The organism is Rhizobium sp. NLR10b, from assembly GCF_019685435.1.
Lineage (GTDB): Bacteria > Pseudomonadota > Alphaproteobacteria > Rhizobiales > Rhizobiaceae > Rhizobium.
Genome location: NZ_JABDWV010000013.1, coordinates 79189 through 96667, shown reverse-complemented (window position 1 = coordinate 96667; position 17479 = coordinate 79189). Strand labels below are relative to the sequence as shown.

Sequence of the window (17479 nt, the reverse complement as noted above, 5' to 3'; positions counted from 1 at the left end):
CGCCGAAACCAATGGAGTGACCTCATGACTGAAGACCAATCGCCGGTTCTGGTCGAGTTCGATAACGGCATCGCTTTCGTGACTCTCAACCGACCGGAAAAGCGCAATGCGATGAATCCGGCCTTGAATGCACGGATGCTGGAGGTGCTCGACGAGCTCGAGGGCGATGAGCGCTGCGGCGTGCTCGTCCTGCGCGGCGCCGGCGAGTCCTGGTCCGCCGGAATGGATCTCAAGGAATACTTTCGCGACAATGACGACAAGCCGCGCGATGCCACATTGAAGGCGCGGCGCCAGTCCGGCGGCTGGTGGGGTCGGCTGATGTATTTCGAAAAGCCGACGATCGCCATGGTCAATGGCTGGTGCTTCGGCGGCGCCTTCACACCGCTCGTTTCCTGCGACCTTGCCATCGCCGCCGAGGAGGCGAATTTCGGCCTTTCCGAGATCAATTGGGGCATCTTGCCGGGTGGCAATGTCACCCGTGCGGTGGCCGAGGTGATGCGCCATCGCGACGCCCTCTACTACATCATGACCGGCGAACTCTTCGGCGGGCGCAAGGCTGCCGAAATGGGTCTCGTCAACGAGGCCGTGCCGCTCGCCGAGCTCGAAAACCGGGTTCGCAAGATTTGCGCGAGCCTGCTCGAAAAGAACCCGGTGACGCTGAAGGCCGCCAAGGACACCTATAAGCGGGTGCGCAACCTGCCGTGGGATCTCGCCGACGATTACATCTACGCCAAGTTGGAGCAGATGTTGTTTCTCGACAAGACCAAAGGGCGCGATGAGGGGCTGAAGCAGTTCCTCGACGACAAGACCTATCAGCCGGGGCTCGGCGCCTACAAGCGCGGCTGAGGGCGCGGATTGATCTCGGGAGGGGGATAGAATGAAGATTCATGCCGCGGTGGCGCGTGCGCCGCATATGCCGTTTTCATTGGAAAGTCTCGATCTGGAGGAGCCGCGCGAGGGGGAAATCCTGGTTCGCGTCATAGCGACCGGCGTTTGCCATACCGATATCGTCATGCGGGACCAGCATCTGCCGGTGCCGCAGCCGGTCGTGCTCGGCCACGAGGGCGCCGGCATCGTCGAACGTGTCGGGCCGGGCGTTGCCAAGGTGGTCCCGGGCGATCACGTGGTTATGACCTTCAATTCCTGCGGTCATTGCCCGAGCTGCAACGATCATGAAGAAACCTACTGCCACGAGTTCTTCCCGCGCAACTTCTTCGGTGCGCGCGCCGACGGTTCGAGCGGGCTCTCATGCGAAGGAGAGCGTATTCATGGCAACATTTTCGGACAATCGTCCTTCGCAAGCCACGCGCTCTGCCATGAACGCAATATCGTGAAAGTGCCGAGAGATGCGGATCTGGCGCTGCTTGGCCCGCTCGCCTGCGGTATCCAGACCGGCGCCGGCGCGGTGATGAATGCCCTCAGCGTCAAGCCTGGAAAAATACTTGCAGTTTTCGGCATGGGCTCTGTTGGTCTGGCCGCCGTGATGGCGGCGCGGGTCGTCGGTGCGTCACGGATCATCGCCGTCGACGTCAACGAGACGCGGCTGGCGCTTGCAGCGGAATTCGGGGCGACCGACATCGTCAATGGCAAGGCGTGCGACGCGGCCGCCGCGATCATGGCGCTGACCGGTGCTGGCGTCGACTATTCGATCGATGCCTCCGGTGTGCCCGCCGTCATCGACCAGTGCGTGCGGGTGTTGGCGCCGCGCGGCACATGCGGCATCGTCGGGGCCTCGCCTCACGGTGCAACGTTGACGCTCGATCTCACCCATATCCTGTCCGGCGGACGCCGGGTGCGCGGCATCGTCGAGGGCGATTCCAATCCCGACGTGCTGATCCCCTTGTTGATCGACCTTCATCGCCAAGGGCGCTTCCCGTTCGACAGGCTCGTCAGCTTCTACGATTTCGCCGACATCAACCGCGCGGTGGAGGACTCGGAAAGAGGCGTTGTGCTGAAACCGGTCGTGCGCCAGCCGGCCGCCTGACATCGTTTTAAGGGAGGAACGAATGAACACCGTCACCCCAATCGCCACCGATACCGGTGCTGACGCCATGAAGGCGCTGCTTGCCCGGCAACGGGCGTCCTTCCTCAAGGAGGGGCCGCCTGATATCGGGACCCGCATTAATCGCATCGACCGTGTCGTCGCCCTTCTCGTCGATCATAAGGATGCGATTGCGGCGGCTCTCTCGGAGGATTTCGGAAGTCGCAGCGTCGAGGCGAGCCTGCTTCTCGACGTCTTCACCTGCGTCGGTTCGCTCAAATATGCCAAGGCTCATCTTGCAGAATGGCTGAGACCCGAGCAGCACGAGGCATTGTTCCCGGACGCTGTTGCCGAGGTAGTCTATCAGCCGAAGGGGGTGGTCGGCATCCTGAGCCCCTGGAATTTCCCGTATCAGCTCGCCCTTGCCCCGCTTGCGGGCATTCTCGCCGCCGGCAACCGAGCCATGATCAAGCCGTCGGAGGTGACGCCGGCTTCGGCCGCGCTGATGGCCGAACTCGTTGCCCGCTCCTTCGACGAAACGGAAATTGCGGTGGTGCAGGGCGGACCGGCGACCGGCACCGCTTTCACCTCGCTCGCCTTCGACCATCTGATCTTCACCGGCGGCACGGCGATTGCCCATCAGGTCATGCGGGCCGCGGCGGAAAACCTCACGCCTCTGACGCTCGAACTCGGCGGCAAGTCGCCCGTCATCGTCGGCCGTTCGGCCAATATCGCAGACGCGGCGCGCCGTGTCATGACCGTCAAGACGCTGAACGCCGGCCAGATCTGCCTGGCTCCGGATCATGTCTACGTGCCTGAGGAAAGCGTCGAAGCCTTTGTCGAACATGCGGTCGCGGCGGTCGGTGCGATGTATCCGACGCTGAAGGACAATCCTGATTACACTTCGATCGTCAATGCCCGTCATTATGACCGCGTGCAGGGCCTGGTCGACGACGCCAGGGCCAAGGGCGCCCGCGTCGTCGAAATCAATCCGGCAGGAGAGAACCTCTCCCAGCAACCGGCCCACCGCATGCCGCCGACCCTGATCCTCGAGCCCAGCGACGACATGCGCGCGCTGCAGGAGGAAATCTTCGGGCCGGTTCTGCCGGTTCTTCCCTATCGCGATGTCGCCGACGTTATCGATCGCATCAACGCCCGGCCGCGGCCGCTCGCCCTTTATTACTTCAGCCAGGATGGCGAAGAGGAGCGTCGTGTGCTTGACAATACGACCTCCGGCGGCGTGACCATAAACGATTGCATGAGCCATGTTACGGCTGAAGGCCTGCCGTTCGGTGGCGTCGGTCATTCCGGCATGGGCGCCTATCATGGCAAGTTCGGTTTCCTCGCCTTCTCGCATCCGCGCGCCGTCTATCACCAGAGCAAGATGGTTGAGGCGGAACATATGATGCGGCCACCCTTCGGCGAGGCGATGCGCCGCTTTCTGGCCGAAGCGATCCGCAAGTAAAGCGCTTCTCATCAAGCCAGCAGAAAGGAATGCCTTCGGCCTGACATGAGTATCCTTCTTCCTCCCGCAGATCGACCCTGGAATGCGTGCGGCGTTGCACCGACGGCCCGAAACATCGCAGTAGGCCTGGGCGATCGATTCAACAGCCGTCGCGGCCCCTACGGCCCAACAATCAGGTTGTGGCCGAGGCTGTTGCTAGCGGCCTTTGCACTTAGTGCGCGGTGTAGGCTCCATCGACCGCATGGTAGCTACCTGTGATGAAACTCGCCTGCTCGGAGAGAAGGAAGCAGACGAGGGCTGCAACCTCCTCGGGTTTGCCGCGCCGACCCATCGGTTGGAGGGACTCGATTTTTTTCTGCATCGGAAGTTCCTGTTGTTCTGTCAGCAACGGCGTTTCGATCCAGCCCGGCCCGACAACGTTCAGGCGGATTCCAAACCTGGCATATTCAAGGGCTGCGGCTTTTGTCAGTCCGAGTACGCCGTGTTTGGCGGCTGTGTAAGCTGATGTTAACGGTAAGCCAACAGCGCCTAAAATGGATGAAACATTGACAATTGCTCCGCCGCCGCGCGCCATCATCGCTGCGATCTCGCTTTTCATGCAGTAAAAGACCCCATCGAGATTGACCTTGATCACCCGATGCCACTCCTCTATCGGATAGTCTCTCGTCGCTTTGTGGGGGCCGCGAATTCCCGCGTTGTTGACGGCCAGATCGATCCCGCCGCCTTCCGCTTCAGCGAAGGCCATCAATTGCTCCACCGAAAGGGGATCGGTGACGTCGGCAAAGAAGGGGAAGGCGATGCCACCTTCCAAGCGAACCTCTTGTGCAACGCGGCTTGCCCCAGCTAGGTTGATATCGGCGATCACCACGGCCACACCTTCGCTGCCAAGCTGCCGGCATATTGCGGCCCCTATTCCTGAAGCTCCGCCGGTCACAACCGCAATCTTTCCCTGAAGGCCAAGTTTCATCTGCTGGTCCTTGTCACCGCGACGTGAGGCTCATCGCACTTCCTTGAGAAGATAACAACACATCGCAAGCGAATAACCTATAATTCTCAAAATGCTGTTACAGGACCATCACTTGGCATGGCCACTGTATTCTGCAATGATAGCTTGCGGAGAGAGAATAAGAAGGCAGCAGGTGGAAATGGGGATAGACCACATTACGCGCCGGGCAATCATCTTGGGTGGACTGGCAACTATAGTTTCTGGATGTGGCGCTCCGGAAGATTGGACGATAAGGTCAGTCTTCGCTGGTAATCCCGATCAAGATCCGCGCTATCGCAAACAGGAGGTAGCTTACTACGGGTGGGAAGCGCCAGGTACTGTCATAGTTAACACCAGGGAACGATTTCTCTACTACGTAGAGTCCGGCGGACGGGCGACACGCTATGGTATTGCTGTCGGTCAGGAAGGTTTAAGCTTCAAGGGCGAAGCAATCATTGGGCGGAAAGCGGAGTGGCCATCTTGGAGGCCGACCGAGGACATGATGCGGCGCAAGCCGCGACTGGCACAATATGCCAACGGCGTTCCCGGTGGACCGCTTAATCCGCTTGGCGCTGCGGCGCTATATCTTTATCAGGGCGGGCAAGACACCTTGTTCCGCGTGCACGGGACGAACGAGCCCTGGTCGATCGGTCAGGCTGTTTCAAATGGTTGCATACGGATGACCAACGCAAACATCGTTGATCTCTTCAATCGCGTCCCGGTGGGTACTCGGGTAGTGGTAATTTGACGACGTTAACCATCTGAACTGAAGGGTTGGCTATTCGCATTTCAAGCTGCTAATGTAGCGAAGTTGCAGATTGTGTTCTTTATGCACTAGTCAGGAACCGGTTTGCCGCTAAACTTTGATTCGTTTTGTTGATAGCCACTCCAGACTAGCAGAGGACTTCTTGATGAGCAGAATCGTAGTCGTGATCTTTGCAGTGCTTGCTGTTGCCAATCTGAGTGCCTGCGGGACCATTGGCAAGGGAAAAGGTAAGGCGCCGCCGCCCGCTGCGGCTGTCTATAAGTAAATGCGATTTAAGTAGGGGAGGGCTGACATAGTCCTTCCCTCCTTTAAATCCGTCAGGCTTGCTCGTCGGTTTTCGATGCTCGACGTTCAAGAGTGGTCGGTAATTTCCGGCCTGCGTGGCAGGGCAAGCAAATGGAGCGTATTGATGCTCTTTGGAAATGGTCGCTCGTGGCTGGCGATTCTGATGGTAGGTGTGCTGGTCTCTTGCCAAGGAACAGATAAGCCTCAACAACCGCGCTTTACATCCGTCAGTAAGAACGCTGCCGCAACAACCGGTAGGGTTGTCGGGAATCAGTATTTCATCGAATTTCGCTCGAGATATGCGTTGAGTTACGGCCACACTTATGTGGTTTTCGGCAAGTTGGACCAGAGCGGCAACATGATCAATCCAGAGGTGGCAGGACTTGCCCCGGCTTCTCACAGTCCGGCCGACTATGTGCTTGGCCATTTCGTGCCCGTCCCGGCTTCGACCGGGTGGACCGATGGGGATCTTGAAGAGCAATATCGATCTGCAAGTTGGCGTGTGCTGCTCAGCCCGGTGGAATACAGCAATGTTGTCGCCTACATTCGCAAGCTACAGGCTACGTCCAAAACCTGGGAGGCGACCGTCAATAATTGCAACGCCTGGACCGGGCAAATCGCTCGCCACATGGGATACAAAACTCCCGGCATTTGGCTCAGACCACAACAATACATTACTCAGCTTAGAGAAATGAATACGGGCTGAGCGCGTCGGCGTCTTGCCTAGGTCGCCTGCGCTGGGTAAGCTTGCGTTCTGTTTGCTCGTTGGCGTATGGGCGATTGGGCTGTTTGCCCGACACGTTTTCTGCGATCAGCGGCCCGCAACGTAGTGGGTGATCCCTGTGAGCCTTTCGCTGATTACGCTTGGTAAGACGATTTGGGTACTGGGAATCATCGCTTGGTACTTCGTCCGCCGGCCGGCCGCGAGGCGCGCCAAGCGCAATGCGATAGTCAACAATAGACGGTCCGCGCGGGACAGCTTTGGTCTTGTCGCCGCTATCATCGGTCTCGCAGTCATTCCAGGCATATATGTCTTTTCGGGATTTCCAGCTCACTTTGACTATCCATTGGCCGGCTGGGCCCTTGCGCTGGGCACAATCGTCTACGCCGCGGGGATATGGATTTTCCGCCGAACGCATAAGGAACTTGGCAGAAACTGGTCGATTTCGCTGGAGATCCGCGAGGAGCACAAGCTGATATCGACTGGCCCATACAGCGTCATACGCCACCCGATGTACACGTCATTCCTGCTGATGGCGCTCGGCCAAGCATGCTTGCTGGCAAATTGGTTTGTCGGAATGGCGGGACTGATCGGTTTCGCATTCCTGTTCTTCCTGAGAGTGCATAGAGAAGAGAAGATGATGATCGAATTCTTCGGCCCGCAGTATCGCGATTACATGGACAGGACCAAGCGCATCATCCCCTATCTCTATTGAGTGAACTTCATGCGGGGCAAACCGATCAAGCTTTCGGCAGCTAGGCGTCTTGTCGGAGACCTGATGCGATTCTCGATTCGCGTGCCGAGGGTGACCGTACAGCGGCAAATGAACCTTGCTCCATTGGTGGCAGCACGGCGAGCTCGGCCGGAGCGTCCCTCATGGACGGCGCTCTTCATAAAAGGTTATGGGCTTCTTGCCCTTGAAGTTCCCGAATTCCGCCGCGCCTATGTGAAGCTCCCACGGCCTCAGTTCTACGAATATCCCGAAAGTGTGGCGTCGGTGGCCCATGAGCGCGAATACGAGGGTGAGCGTATCGTCCTTTTGTGTCCCATCCGGCGCCCCGAACGCAAGTCCATCGCCGAACTCGATGCACTGATCCGGGACGCACGTACACGACCAGTCACGGAGATCAAGCAATTCCGCCGCAGTCTGAAATTCGCTCGGCTTCCGGCGCCGCTTCGCTGGTTTATTATGTGGATCGGGCTCAATCTCGGTCGGCAGCGGCCGCGCTTTTTCGGCACTTTTCAGTTTTCGGTCTATTCAGGGCTGGGAGCGGAATCATTAAATCCCCTGACGCCGTTGACCACCTTACTCAATTATGGGCCGATCAGCGAGGACGCAACCGTCACAGTCCGCATCCTTTACGATCACCGGGTCATGGATGGCGCGATCGTCGCACGAGCTTTGCAACGCTTCGAGGCGATCCTCAATGGGGAGATCGCTAACGAGGTAAGCGCACCTGCTCAAGACGCGGATGTGCCAACGAATCCTCGCGGGAATAACAATGAAAGTGGATAAAAATCCTCAACCAAGCGTCGTTGTCACTGGCGCGTCGCGAGGTATAGGTCGCGCGATAGCGAAGATCGCAGCAGGCGAGAGCGCCACCGTTGTTCTTCTTGCCCGCTCAGGTGAAGGATTGGCGGCGGCAGCGGCGGACGTACGAGCAGCCGGCGGTAACGCTGTCACACTCGAGCTGGACCTTGCCGCACCTGGGGCATCCCAGCGGCTGGAAATGTTTCTTGACGAGAGCGGTTTGTTTTGTGATGTGCTCGTCAATAACGCTGGCTACGGCGTACGTGGCGCGGCGACGATCATCCCGAGATCCGACCAGTTGGGCATCGTGGATCTCAATATTCGCGCATTGACAGAACTGACACTGCGATTTCTGCCTGCGATGGCGGCGAGAGGAAGGGGCGGAGTGATCAACCTCGGGTCTGTCGCCGGCTATTTGCCGGGCCCAAACATGGCGCTTTATTATGCCAGCAAGAGCTTCGTGCGTTCCTTTTCAACATCGCTGAATGAAGAGCTTCGCGGAACGGGCGTCACCGTGACTTGCGTTACCCCAGGCCCTGTGGCGACTGAGTTTCTCCGTAGCTCAGGTGCAGGCCGCGCCGCCTTGTTCAAGATTTTACCTAAGGTCAGCGCGGAATACGTCGCGGAAAAGGCCTGGCACGGATTTAAGGCCGGCCGCGGGTTCGTGGTTCCCGGGTTTTCGGCGAAGGTAACAATAGCAATTGCCACATTTTTGCCTAAGACCATTCTGTTGCCGCTGATCGGTCGGCTGCAACGGCGTACCAGCGACCTTTGCCCCTGCGGCTCTGGCAAGACTTTCAGACAGTGTCGCGCGTCGGGACATCAGGCAAAGCGCAACGTTGCAGAGTAACTTTCTGCGGTAATATCGCGAAGAGAGTTGGTGTATAGGTCGCTGAAAGAACTGACTTCTGTGTTTGAGGAGGAGTCGCCCAGACCGCGGTTTCCTCGCCTTCTCGCATCCGCGCGCCGTTTATCACCAGAGTAAGATGGTGGAGGCGAAGCATATGATGCGGCCCGCCCTTCGGCGATGCGATGCGCGGCTTTCTTGCCCAGGCGATCTGCAAGCAAAGTGCGCCTCATCAAGCCTGGCGTCCGATCGCCAGTGCGGAAGGCGGCCTTAGACCTAAGGGCGCGTCCTTCTGCATCCAACAGCAGATGTGGCGCTAAAGGCTATTTGCGAGAAGGCAGAATTCTTCGACTGAAAGGGTCTCCGCCCGTCGCGCCGGATCGATTCCCGCCTTGATGAGCAGGCTTTCGCCGCCGAGTGGCTTCAGGCTCTGGCGCAGCATCTTGCGGCGCTGGCCGAAGGCGGCCTGCGTTACTTTTTCCAGATTGGCGACAGCGCAGGGGATGGGGTTCGCCCTGGGAACAAGATGCACCACTGTCGAAGTTACCTTCGGCGGCGGCGTGAAGGCTTGCGGCGGTACGTCGAAGGCCATGCGTGCCTCCGTTCGCCAGCCACAAAGCACGCCGAGACGGCCGTAATGGTCGTCGTCCTCGCCGGCGACGATCCGCGCGCCGACTTCCTTCTGAAACATCAGCGTCAGCGACTGCCAGAATGGCGGCCAGGCCCTCGGCAGCAGCCAGTTGACCAGCAGTTGCGTACCGACATTATAAGGTAGGTTGGCGATGATCTTGACGGGGCCTTCCGGCGCCAATGATTCGAAATCCGTCTTCAGCGCATCGCCTTCGATGACGTCCAGGCGGCCGGGATAGCGATCGGCGATCTCGGCAAGCGCCGGCAGGCAGCGCGCGTCCCGCTCGATGGCAATGACCTTCTTGGCGCCGAGCGCCAGAATCGCGCGGGTCAGCCCGCCGGGACCGGGGCCGACCTCGAAAACGGTGGTCTCTTCGAGCGCGCCTGCCGTGCGGGCGACCTTCTGCGTAAGGTTGAGGTCGAGCAGGAAGTTCTGCCCGAGCGCCTTGCGCGCATCGAGGCCGTGACGCTGAATGACGTCGCGAAGCGGCGGCAGGCCATCGAGTGCTGCCATCAGCGGCGGCCTTCGGCGGTGCGGCCGAGCTGGGCGGCAAGCTTCAGTGCCGCAACCAAGCTCTGCTCACGCGCCAGTCCCTTGCCGGCGATGCCGAAAGCGGTGCCGTGATCCGGCGAGGTTCGCACGAAGGGAAGTCCGAGCGTGACGTTGACGCTGTCATCGAAACCGAGGGCCTTGGCGGGGATCAGCGCCTGATCGTGATACATGCAGATGGCGACATCATATCGCGCCCGCGCCTCGTCATGGAACATCGTATCGGCGGGCAGGGGGCCGATCGCATCGATACCCTCGTCACGCAGCTGCTCGATCGACGGGCGGATGATGTCCTCATCCTCCGAGCCGATCGCTCCGCCTTCACCGGCATGCGGGTTGAGGCCGGCGACGGCAAGCCGCGGCGCGTCGATTCCGAAACGCTGCCTGAGATCCACATCGGCAATCCGGCAGGTTTCGATGATCAGTTCGCCGGTCAGTGCTTGCGGCACATCGCGGACAGGAATGTGGATGGTAACGGGAATGGCCCTGACTTTCGGTCCCGACAACATCATGACCGGCGTCACCGGACTGCCGGTCGCCCTGGCGGCAAGATCGGCGAGAAATTCGGTATGGCCGGGAAACCGGAAACCCGCCTCGTAGAGCACGGCCTTGGCGATCGGATTGGTGACGACTGCGAGTGCCTCGCCGCCGATGACAAGCGAGACTGCTTTCTCGATCGCCGCGATCGTGCCCTTCGCCGTTGCCGCATGCGGCTCGCCGGGCACCACCTCAATGCCGGCCGGGACGCTCATGACGGGCAGCGCATCGGCAAATATGCCGGTGGCCTCGCCGGCCGTGTCGATCTCACGAATGGAAACCGCCAGATTGAGCTGGCGGGCCCGCAGAGCCAAGACATCCGGATCGCCGATAAGGAAAAAAGGCGGAAGCCCGATTTCACGCCGCCGGAGCCAAGCCATCAGGGTGATATCCGGTCCGATGCCGGCGGGATCGCCCTGGCTCAGCGCAAGCGGTCGTGAAAAGGGTATCGCCATCGTCGGTCAGCGATAGGCGATCTGCGCCTTCTTGCGCAGTTCGTCCAGGTATTTCTTGCTGTTTTCGTTTTCCGGCGGGCCATTCTTGCCGGCCTTGGACTTGTCGAGGTCCTCCTGGCGGAAGACCATTTCGGCGGCCTGGTCGTCGGAGACCTGGCGCTGGCTGCAGATCGCCAGATATTCGACGCCCTTCTCGGTGACGCGGGTGCCTGTGGTGTTGCCCTTGGCCTGCTCGACCAGAGGTTTCCAGTCCGGCGGGATCTCGGGAGCGAGCATGCGGCCGAGGTCACGCACGGAAACATCGCGCATTGTCGCGGCAAAGGTCTTTGCCTGATCACAGCCAGGAAATTTTGAGCGCGATGCCTCGGCCTCGCCCTTGCGCTTGCCGGTGACGGCGCCGCGCTTGGCCTCGGGAATGACGAAGATGATCTGCTGCAGCATATATTCCGTTGTTACCGGCTTTTGCTTGTTGTTCTGCATCATGCGCGAGACGAGATCATAGTTCGACAGCCGCGAGGTCGAGCCGTAGCGCGCATTGACGACGCGCGGCCAGCTCATCTGCACGGCGATGAAGCCTTTGAAATGGTCGACGCCGACGCCGGCGCGATCGAGAATCTGCGACATCTGTTCCACGGAAAGTTTGTTGCCGGCCGAAAAGCGCGCGAAAGACGCATCGACGTCTTGCTGCGAAACCGACATATGGACGCGGGCGACCTCCTGGCGCTTGAGCGTCTCGTCGATCAATTGCTCCGTGGCGGTCTTGGCGTCGGCCTTGGTATGCTGCAGGCGCAGGAAGGCCTGACGCTTGGCGACATCGCCGCTGGTGATGGCTGTGCCGTTCACCACGGCCTGGACTCCGCTTGCTGCAAGCGCCGGGCCAGCAAGGCCCGTCAGCAAGGCAATCGCTGCGCCGGCGAGAAAGGCGGTTATGGCTTTTTTTGCGTCAATCATCTGTTGACCTCCCAATTGCGCCGCGAGAGGTTGATCGCGGCGTCCTTACCACAGTGCGAGACACGCGGAAATCGCTTCCGTGGCGGCGCGAAACTCCTATGCCTCTGATATCGACTGGCGGCAATGTCCTGCACAGGCTTACGGCGAAAGAATGACTTGAGGCCATGATTACGCCGTCCGCCCGCTAGTTGGAGAGAGTGTCGGAGCCGATCTTGATGTCGCCGAGCGTGCGGAACGTCAGCCGCGCGCCAATCGTCCAGTCGCTTGCCGACTCGTCGTCGGAATCCCTGCTATCCGTATAGGCGATCGTGAAGATCGTGCATTCGTCCTCATAGGAAAGGCCGAGCGTCCGGCGGCTGATCACATCGTTGTTCAGATCCCACGCGATGCCGCCGAAGATCGACCAATAGTCCTTGAACTTGACTCTGCTGCTGGTCTGGATCTCGTCGTTGTCCTCGGCGAAGCCATAGGCCGGCTGGGCGCTGAGATGCGTGTAGGTCACCTGCGTCTGGAAGGTGTCGTTCTGGTAGCCTGTCGTCAGGTCGCCACGGCGAAACTCGAAATCCTTCTCGTCGAGCCGGTAGGAGGCCGCAACGGAAACACCATAGGGTGTTTCGACGCCGCCGAGGCCGACATAGTCGGAGCGATCGGTTTCGAGGCCCGAATCCGCGCCGACATTGACGAGGTCATCGGTCGCGAACGAATTCTGGCCGGCAATCTGATAAGACTGGCCAAAAATGCCGTGCAGCTTGTAACCGCTGTCAAACGTCCCGGTATATTGGAAGCCGACATTGGCGCGAGTGCCGCCCTCGACGCGGTCGTAACCTGAGAATTTATCGCGGTCGAAGAGCGAGGTGGCATCGAAAACGAAACTTTGTGCATCCTCGTTCGGCAGCCGGCCGGCGAGCTGCTCGTCGGGGCGTGCATAGATTTGGACGATCGGCTCCAGAATATGCGTGCTGTTATCAGTCGTCATCAGGATCGGATACCGCATCTCCAGCCCGGCGGTGAGCATCGAGCGGGTGGCGGATTCGTCGTCAAGATAATTGCCGGCGTAACCGGTCGGGTCGTTCATGTTCAGCGCGAAAGCGTCGCCGCGCGCGGCCAGAAGCGGCGTGATCACCAGACCGGTCGGCGTGACATAGGTGCGTTTCCATTGAAGTTCGGCGGTCAGGCGCGAAGTCTGGCCCTTCAGGCCGCGGAAGCGGTCGAATCCGTCGACAGTATAGAAGTCGTCGTGTGTGCGCGAAATATTCGTCAAATTGACGTCCGCAGAAAGTTCGCCGCCTGCAAGCGGCTGAGGCGCGACATAGTGATAATCAAGCGCGGGATAGACGATGGCCTGCTGTTTTTCGGCCGTGTTCGTCCGGTCGGCATCCTGGACGTCGAAATAAAACGCCCGCATGTCGAAATAATTCCGTTTCCCGAGCCCCGTCAGGTAGATCTGGTTCGTGCGATCCGTGCCGCTCAAGCCGCGCAGTTTGTAGGTCTTCGAGAAATTATTGTCGCTCTGCACCATGACGTCCCAGCCGAACGTCCAGCGCGGATTGATGCGGAATTCCGCCTTTGACGCCACCATGGCGCGCTGCTCGGCTTCGGCATCGCTGGTGCCCGAGCTGAAATTGCCCGGCTTTGCCTGGTTGATGCCGGCGACGCGCAGGATATGCGTGCCGTTCTCGAAGCGCTGACGGAATTCGCCTTCGACGAGGAAGCCCTGGGCCGTGTAGCCGGTCGCCGTGACCGTCGCATCCATGCTCGGCGAGATCACATAATAATAAGGAATGGAAAGACCGAAGCCGAGGTTCTGCGACAGGCTCATCGTCGGGAACAGGAAGCCGGACTTACGCTTCACCGTATTGTCGGGAACCTCGATGAACGGCACGAAGGCAATCGGGTAGCCGAGCAGCTCGAAACGCGCCCGCTCCAGACGGATCGTATGGGTCTCGCCGTTCTGGATCACGCGCTTTGCCTTGACCTGCCAGAACGGTGCGCGCTTCGGATCTTCGGCGCAGGGAAGGCAGGCGGTATAGACGCCCTTGTTGAGAATCATCTTCGTGCCGCCGACCCGCTCGCCGCTTTCGGCGACGATACGCGTATTGTCGGCGGTTTCGATGCGCAGCGAGTTCAGGAACCCGTCGGCGAAATTGTCGGTCACGTCTAGGTTGTCGGCATAGATGCGGTTGCCGTCCGGACTGACGAGTTCGACATTGCCGAGCGCCATCATCCGGCCAGTCTTCTGGTTGTACTCGACCTTCTGTGCGACCATTTTATAGCCGCCATAGTTGATCTGCACGCCGCCGATCGCCGACACGAGTTCGGCGTCACGGTTATAGACGAGTTCATTGGCCGAAAGCAGAAGCTTGGCCCCTTCGGGAATCTTATTCTCGATATTTTGTTCAGGCGTGCTGGCCTGGCCATAGGAGGCCGGGGCACTGCCGAAATAGGAACATAGAGCCGCACCGACAAGCAGGGCAACCAACTGTTTACTAAAGTACTTGCGGTCGCCTACCGCCACTAGCCGTCCTCCTGATGAAGCAAAATAGTCGCGCCCAAGGCCAACGCGACGACGACCGGTATCCACGTCGCCACGAAGGGAGGCACGACTCCACTGCTTCCGAATGCTTTAACAAGCACGGTGATGACATAAAGCATGAAGCCTGACAGGATTCCACCCAGAATCACGGAGCGGGATTGGTTGAACCGGCTAAATTTTAGGGACACTGTTGCAGCAATGAGAGTCATGGCCACCAGCAGCAATGGCTGAGACAACAGAGAGTTGAATTGCGTCTCCAATGCCTTGGTCGAGATGCCGAATGACTTTGCCGCTGCAATGCGATTGGAAAGGTCAAAGAAACCAATTGTTTCCGGCGCTGTCAGCCGCTCCTGAACGAAATCCTGTTTCAGATTGGTGCGAAGTTGGACCGAAGCTTTGCGCAGCGGGATTTCGCCAGGCTTGCGCTCGACGACGCCGTTAAGCTGCCAGTAACCATCTTCCAACTTTGCCGTGGCGGCATCCTGTCTCAGAATGACTCGGCCGCTTGAATCGAAATGGATCAATACGGCGTCGACCAGCTTGGTTCCGTTCTCCTGGACCGTCTGGGCGCCAATGATGACATCGTCGCGGCCGCTGATCTGGCGCAGCCATGGGATCTGCGGCGCCTTGCGCAGAACTGCGTTTTCGCCACGCCAGTCGGACTCGACCAGCAGCGCCTGGCGCTGTCCCCAGGCGGCAAGCGGGTTGAGCGCCGTCATCGTCAGCACGCCGAGCGCAATTGAGCCGGCGATGAAGGGAAACATGAATTGCCAGACAGAGATGCCTGCCGCACGCGTGACCACGAGCTCATATTTCCGATTGAGCCCGATCAGCACCGTCATGCCGACGAAGAGGGCGACGAAGGGGATTGTCTGCTGCAGGATGAGCGGCAGGCGCACGGCGGTCATCACGATGCCGCCGCCGATCGTGTAGCCAGGCAGGCCGGACATGCGTCCCGCCGTCTCGCTGAAATCAAGGAGGAAGGCGATCGCCGACACGCCGATCAGAAACCAGCAGGTCGTCGCCAGGTAACGGCGAAAGAAATAACGCGACAATGTCCCGAACATCATTGGGCCGTGCCCCCGCCGGACCTGCTGGTCGCGGTAAGCAGTCTTTCTTGCATCCGTCTCCAGGAAGCCGATATCCGGTCCCAGACGAACGAAGGCATGACCAGCCGCTTGTGTAGGCCGAGGAAGATGATCGAGACGAGGCTGCTGACGATCGGAATGGCGTAGAGAACTGCGATATATTCCGGATCGGTGTCGATTTGGTTCGCGGCGTAGAAGGCAGCCCATCGTAGCGCAAAAGCATAGCCGAGCGCGCTCACCATTGGATGCAGCCGCGCTTCCCGGTGCGAGCGCGCATCGCCGGCGATCGCCAGTGAGAACAATGCAAAGACGACGGGCAGGATCCAGTCCGTCAGCCGTCGATGCAGTTCGGCGCGGTAGCTCTGCGGGCGGATCGTATAGTCCTTGTCGTTCGGATCCGGATTGAACAGGAACCACAGGTCACGGTCGCTGGCTTTCAGCGTCGCCTGCCCGCGGCTCTCCGTCATGTCGGAGAGGTCGAAAGAATAGGAATCGAAATTGATGACCGAGACGTTGCCGTCGGGCGTTTTGCGATGCACCTCGCCGTCGTGCATGATCAGCGTCGTGCCGGTATCGTCGACAGCGCCTTCCTTGGCGTAATAGATGAGCTCGTAGGCCGGGTCCCGCTCGTCGGCGACGAACAGGCCCTTCAGCATGCGCCCGGCCAGGCGCTGCGAGATCTGCACATAGAGACCCTCGTCGAGCTTGCGGAAGGTCTTTTCCTCGATGACCGAGGAGAGGAGATCGGCGTAGGTTTCGGCGATCATCTGACGCGCCACGGTCTTTGCCCGTGGCTCGACGATATTGTCGACGAAGAAGGAAAAGACGCTGATGATGGCGGCAAGCAGCAGGATCGGCCGGACCAGAATGCTGCGCCGTGCGCCGGCTGCGTCGATGACGGTTAGCTCGGAATCGTTGTTCATCGTCGTCAGCGTCTGGGTGATGGCGATGACGAGGGCGAAGGGCAGCACCACGGGAATGATCGACGGCAGGATCATCGTCGCGAGCTTGGCGAACGAGCCGATCGACTGGCCGCTGTCGGTGACGAGGTTAATGCGCTGCAAAACCTGTGTCGTCCAGATGATCGCCAGCACGGGCAGGAGCGCCACGAGAAACATCTGGCCGACGCGCCGCAATATGTATGTCTCGAGTAGTTTCATGCCGGCCCTTGAAAGCACCTGCACGCCCAAACGGCTTGCAGGAGAATCCCTCTACGCTCTTTGTCGCGCTTTTGCGACAAGCAGGTGTCAAAAATTCATTCAAATTTCAGAATTTTTTTGGTCCTGTTGCGACTCAGTTAACGCCAGCAGCGCCGCGAAGACGACAAGCGAGGAGAGCCATCCGAGCGTCACGTCGGAAAGATAATGCGCGCCGAAGGATAGCCGCAAGGCTGGCGTCAGGATCGAGATCGCGGCGACGGGCGGAACCAGCGCATAACGCATCGATTTCGGCACGAAGAGCAGAAGGCAGAACAGCCATCCAGCGCTCGCCGCCTCGCCGGAGACGAAGGAGCAGTTCGACACGCATTTGCCGGCAAGCGAGCCTGCCTCGACAAAATGCAGGCTCCCGCCGAAAATATCCGTCTGCACCGGCCGCGGCCGACCCCAATGTTCCTTCAGGATAACATTGACGAGCAGCACCGGCCCGATCAGCATCGTTCCGAGTGCGACTTTGAGCTTGCGCGCCCGCTCGGCGTTGAAGGTCGCGCCGTGCTGCTGGTAACATTCGATCAATTTCCACGCCATGACGATCGCCACGACGTAGGGCAGGCGGAAGAAGATGGTTCGCAGCAGGTCGAAATTCCCCGAGTCGCGATAAGGAAAGCCGCCGCAGATGCTCCCGGCAGCGGCAGTCGCGTCACAATCTGCGCCCACGAAAAAAAGCTGGGAAAAATAAATGTCTATTCCAGGGAAGGCGCGAAAGATGGCAAGCAGCGCCCACCACGCCCAGAACAGAAGCAGGAATGCACCGAAAGTCGTTTTCGGCAGGCGGATCACCGGTCTCCGCCATCGATTTTTCGAAAAAACTGTCAACGCGAATATCTGCAAAACTGACGAAAACATGAGGGCCTGGACAGCCGCGGGCGACCATAACAATAGTCGCGAGCCATTGACAGACCCGCCAAACGCGAAATTATCCGCCTGGGACGGATTT

General features: G+C 59.6%; 17 protein-coding genes. 9 read left to right on the top strand and 8 right to left on the bottom strand.

Features of this window, described 5'->3' with window-relative positions:
• The first annotated feature begins 24 nt into the window (after positions 1-24).
• From HJB91_RS21360 to HJB91_RS21350, 3 genes are read left to right on the top strand one after another with little or no spacing between them, the layout of a single operon-like run.
• The gene (locus tag HJB91_RS21360; protein ID WP_210628421.1) at positions 25-846 is read left to right on the top strand and encodes a p-hydroxycinnamoyl CoA hydratase/lyase; all 822 of its coding nucleotides are present in this window, start codon (positions 25-27) and stop codon (positions 844-846) included.
• 31 nt (positions 847-877) lie between these two features.
• The gene (locus HJB91_RS21355) at positions 878-1984 is read left to right on the top strand and encodes an NAD(P)-dependent alcohol dehydrogenase (RefSeq protein ID WP_221155858.1); all 1107 of its coding nucleotides are present in this window, start codon (positions 878-880) and stop codon (positions 1982-1984) included.
• A 22-nt stretch (positions 1985-2006) separates the two neighbouring features.
• Positions 2007-3446, top strand: a complete 1440-nt coding sequence (locus HJB91_RS21350) for a coniferyl aldehyde dehydrogenase (RefSeq protein ID WP_221155857.1) — start codon at positions 2007-2009, stop codon at positions 3444-3446.
• A gap of 211 nt (positions 3447-3657) precedes the next feature.
• On the opposite strand, the gene HJB91_RS21345 is transcribed toward HJB91_RS21350, so the two are convergent.
• On the bottom strand, positions 3658-4413 hold the full coding sequence (locus tag HJB91_RS21345; protein WP_210628418.1) for an SDR family NAD(P)-dependent oxidoreductase: 756 nt from the start codon (positions 4411-4413) through the stop codon (positions 3658-3660).
• A gap of 178 nt (positions 4414-4591) precedes the next feature.
• Here HJB91_RS21345 and HJB91_RS21340 point away from each other — a divergent pair, with 178 nt between their 5' ends.
• The 6 genes from HJB91_RS21340 to HJB91_RS21315 all read left to right on the top strand — a co-directional run bounded on the left by HJB91_RS21340 (position 4592) and on the right by HJB91_RS21315 (position 8584).
• Positions 4592-5179, top strand: a complete 588-nt coding sequence (locus HJB91_RS21340; RefSeq protein WP_210628417.1) for a L,D-transpeptidase — start codon at positions 4592-4594, stop codon at positions 5177-5179.
• A 163-nt stretch (positions 5180-5342) separates the two neighbouring features.
• Positions 5343-5462, top strand: a complete 120-nt coding sequence (locus tag HJB91_RS21335) for an ABC transporter (protein ID WP_210628416.1) — start codon at positions 5343-5345, stop codon at positions 5460-5462.
• A gap of 144 nt (positions 5463-5606) precedes the next feature.
• Positions 5607-6188, top strand: a complete 582-nt coding sequence (locus HJB91_RS21330) for a hypothetical protein (RefSeq protein ID WP_210631657.1) — start codon at positions 5607-5609, stop codon at positions 6186-6188.
• A 136-nt stretch (positions 6189-6324) separates the two neighbouring features.
• Positions 6325-6918 carry a protein-S-isoprenylcysteine O-methyltransferase gene (locus HJB91_RS21325; protein ID WP_311044185.1) on the top strand — a complete coding sequence of 198 codons (594 nt, stop codon included), beginning with the start codon at positions 6325-6327 and terminating at the stop codon, positions 6916-6918.
• A gap of 9 nt (positions 6919-6927) precedes the next feature.
• Positions 6928-7719 carry a hypothetical protein gene (locus HJB91_RS21320; protein ID WP_221155856.1) on the top strand — a complete coding sequence of 264 codons (792 nt, stop codon included), beginning with the start codon at positions 6928-6930 and terminating at the stop codon, positions 7717-7719.
• Positions 7706-8584 carry an SDR family oxidoreductase gene (locus HJB91_RS21315; RefSeq protein ID WP_210628413.1) on the top strand — a complete coding sequence of 293 codons (879 nt, stop codon included), beginning with the start codon at positions 7706-7708 and terminating at the stop codon, positions 8582-8584. The genes HJB91_RS21320 and HJB91_RS21315 overlap by 14 nt, the downstream gene beginning before the upstream one ends.
• Positions 8585-8897: 313 nt before the next feature.
• On the opposite strand, the gene rsmA is transcribed toward HJB91_RS21315, so the two are convergent.
• The 7 genes from rsmA to lpxF all read right to left on the bottom strand — a co-directional run bounded on the left by rsmA (position 8898) and on the right by lpxF (position 17358).
• Complete coding sequence (rsmA, locus tag HJB91_RS21310; protein ID WP_210628412.1) at positions 8898-9725, bottom strand: 16S rRNA (adenine(1518)-N(6)/adenine(1519)-N(6))-dimethyltransferase RsmA; 828 nt, start codon at positions 9723-9725, stop codon at positions 8898-8900.
• On the bottom strand, positions 9725-10753 hold the full coding sequence (gene pdxA, locus HJB91_RS21305; protein WP_210628411.1) for a 4-hydroxythreonine-4-phosphate dehydrogenase PdxA: 1029 nt from the start codon (positions 10751-10753) through the stop codon (positions 9725-9727). The genes rsmA and pdxA overlap by 1 nt, the downstream gene beginning before the upstream one ends.
• Before the next feature lie 6 nt (positions 10754-10759).
• Positions 10760-11704: a peptidylprolyl isomerase gene (locus HJB91_RS21300; protein ID WP_210628410.1), complete on the bottom strand. Its 945-nt coding sequence runs from the start codon at positions 11702-11704 to the stop codon at positions 10760-10762.
• A 184-nt stretch (positions 11705-11888) separates the two neighbouring features.
• Positions 11889-14219: an LPS-assembly protein LptD gene (locus tag HJB91_RS21295; RefSeq protein ID WP_210628409.1), complete on the bottom strand. Its 2331-nt coding sequence runs from the start codon at positions 14217-14219 to the stop codon at positions 11889-11891.
• The gene (gene lptG / locus HJB91_RS21290) at positions 14219-15307 is read right to left on the bottom strand and encodes an LPS export ABC transporter permease LptG (protein ID WP_210628408.1); all 1089 of its coding nucleotides are present in this window, start codon (positions 15305-15307) and stop codon (positions 14219-14221) included. The genes HJB91_RS21295 and lptG overlap by 1 nt, the downstream gene beginning before the upstream one ends.
• Entirely contained in the window at positions 15304-16485 is a 1182-nt protein-coding gene (gene lptF / locus HJB91_RS21285; RefSeq protein ID WP_210628407.1) for an LPS export ABC transporter permease LptF, read from the bottom strand. Before lptF ends, lptG begins: the two co-directional genes overlap by 4 nt.
• A gap of 99 nt (positions 16486-16584) precedes the next feature.
• Positions 16585-17358, bottom strand: coding sequence for a phosphatase PAP2 family protein (lpxF, locus tag HJB91_RS21280; protein WP_210628406.1), 774 nt, complete (start codon positions 17356-17358; stop codon positions 16585-16587).
• Positions 17359-17479 lie beyond the last annotated feature (121 nt).

Bases quoted from the DNA above. Each gene is read 5' to 3' on its own strand.
- HJB91_RS21345 (WP_210628418.1), bottom strand. From the start codon at position 4,413: ATGAAACTTGGCCTTCAGGGAAAGATTGCGGTTGTGACCGGCGGAGCT.
- lptG (WP_210628408.1), bottom strand. From the start codon at position 15,307: ATGATGTTCGGGACATTGTCGCGTTATTTCTTTCGCCGTTACCTGGCG.
- HJB91_RS21350 (WP_221155857.1), top strand. From the start codon at position 2,007: ATGAACACCGTCACCCCAATCGCCACCGATACCGGTGCTGACGCCATG.
- HJB91_RS21360 (WP_210628421.1), top strand. From the start codon at position 25: ATGACTGAAGACCAATCGCCGGTTCTGGTCGAGTTCGATAACGGCATC.
- HJB91_RS21335 (WP_210628416.1), top strand. From the start codon at position 5,343: ATGAGCAGAATCGTAGTCGTGATCTTTGCAGTGCTTGCTGTTGCCAAT.
- rsmA (WP_210628412.1), bottom strand. From the start codon at position 9,725: ATGGCAGCACTCGATGGCCTGCCGCCGCTTCGCGACGTCATTCAGCGT.
- HJB91_RS21355 (WP_221155858.1), top strand. From the start codon at position 878: ATGAAGATTCATGCCGCGGTGGCGCGTGCGCCGCATATGCCGTTTTCA.
- HJB91_RS21320 (WP_221155856.1), top strand. From the start codon at position 6,928: ATGCGGGGCAAACCGATCAAGCTTTCGGCAGCTAGGCGTCTTGTCGGA.
- lptF (WP_210628407.1), bottom strand. From the start codon at position 16,485: ATGAAACTACTCGAGACATACATATTGCGGCGCGTCGGCCAGATGTTT.
- HJB91_RS21315 (WP_210628413.1), top strand. From the start codon at position 7,706: ATGAAAGTGGATAAAAATCCTCAACCAAGCGTCGTTGTCACTGGCGCG.
- pdxA (WP_210628411.1), bottom strand. From the start codon at position 10,753: ATGGCGATACCCTTTTCACGACCGCTTGCGCTGAGCCAGGGCGATCCC.
- HJB91_RS21330 (WP_210631657.1), top strand. From the start codon at position 5,607: ATGCTCTTTGGAAATGGTCGCTCGTGGCTGGCGATTCTGATGGTAGGT.
- HJB91_RS21300 (WP_210628410.1), bottom strand. From the start codon at position 11,704: ATGATTGACGCAAAAAAAGCCATAACCGCCTTTCTCGCCGGCGCAGCG.
- HJB91_RS21340 (WP_210628417.1), top strand. From the start codon at position 4,592: ATGGGGATAGACCACATTACGCGCCGGGCAATCATCTTGGGTGGACTG.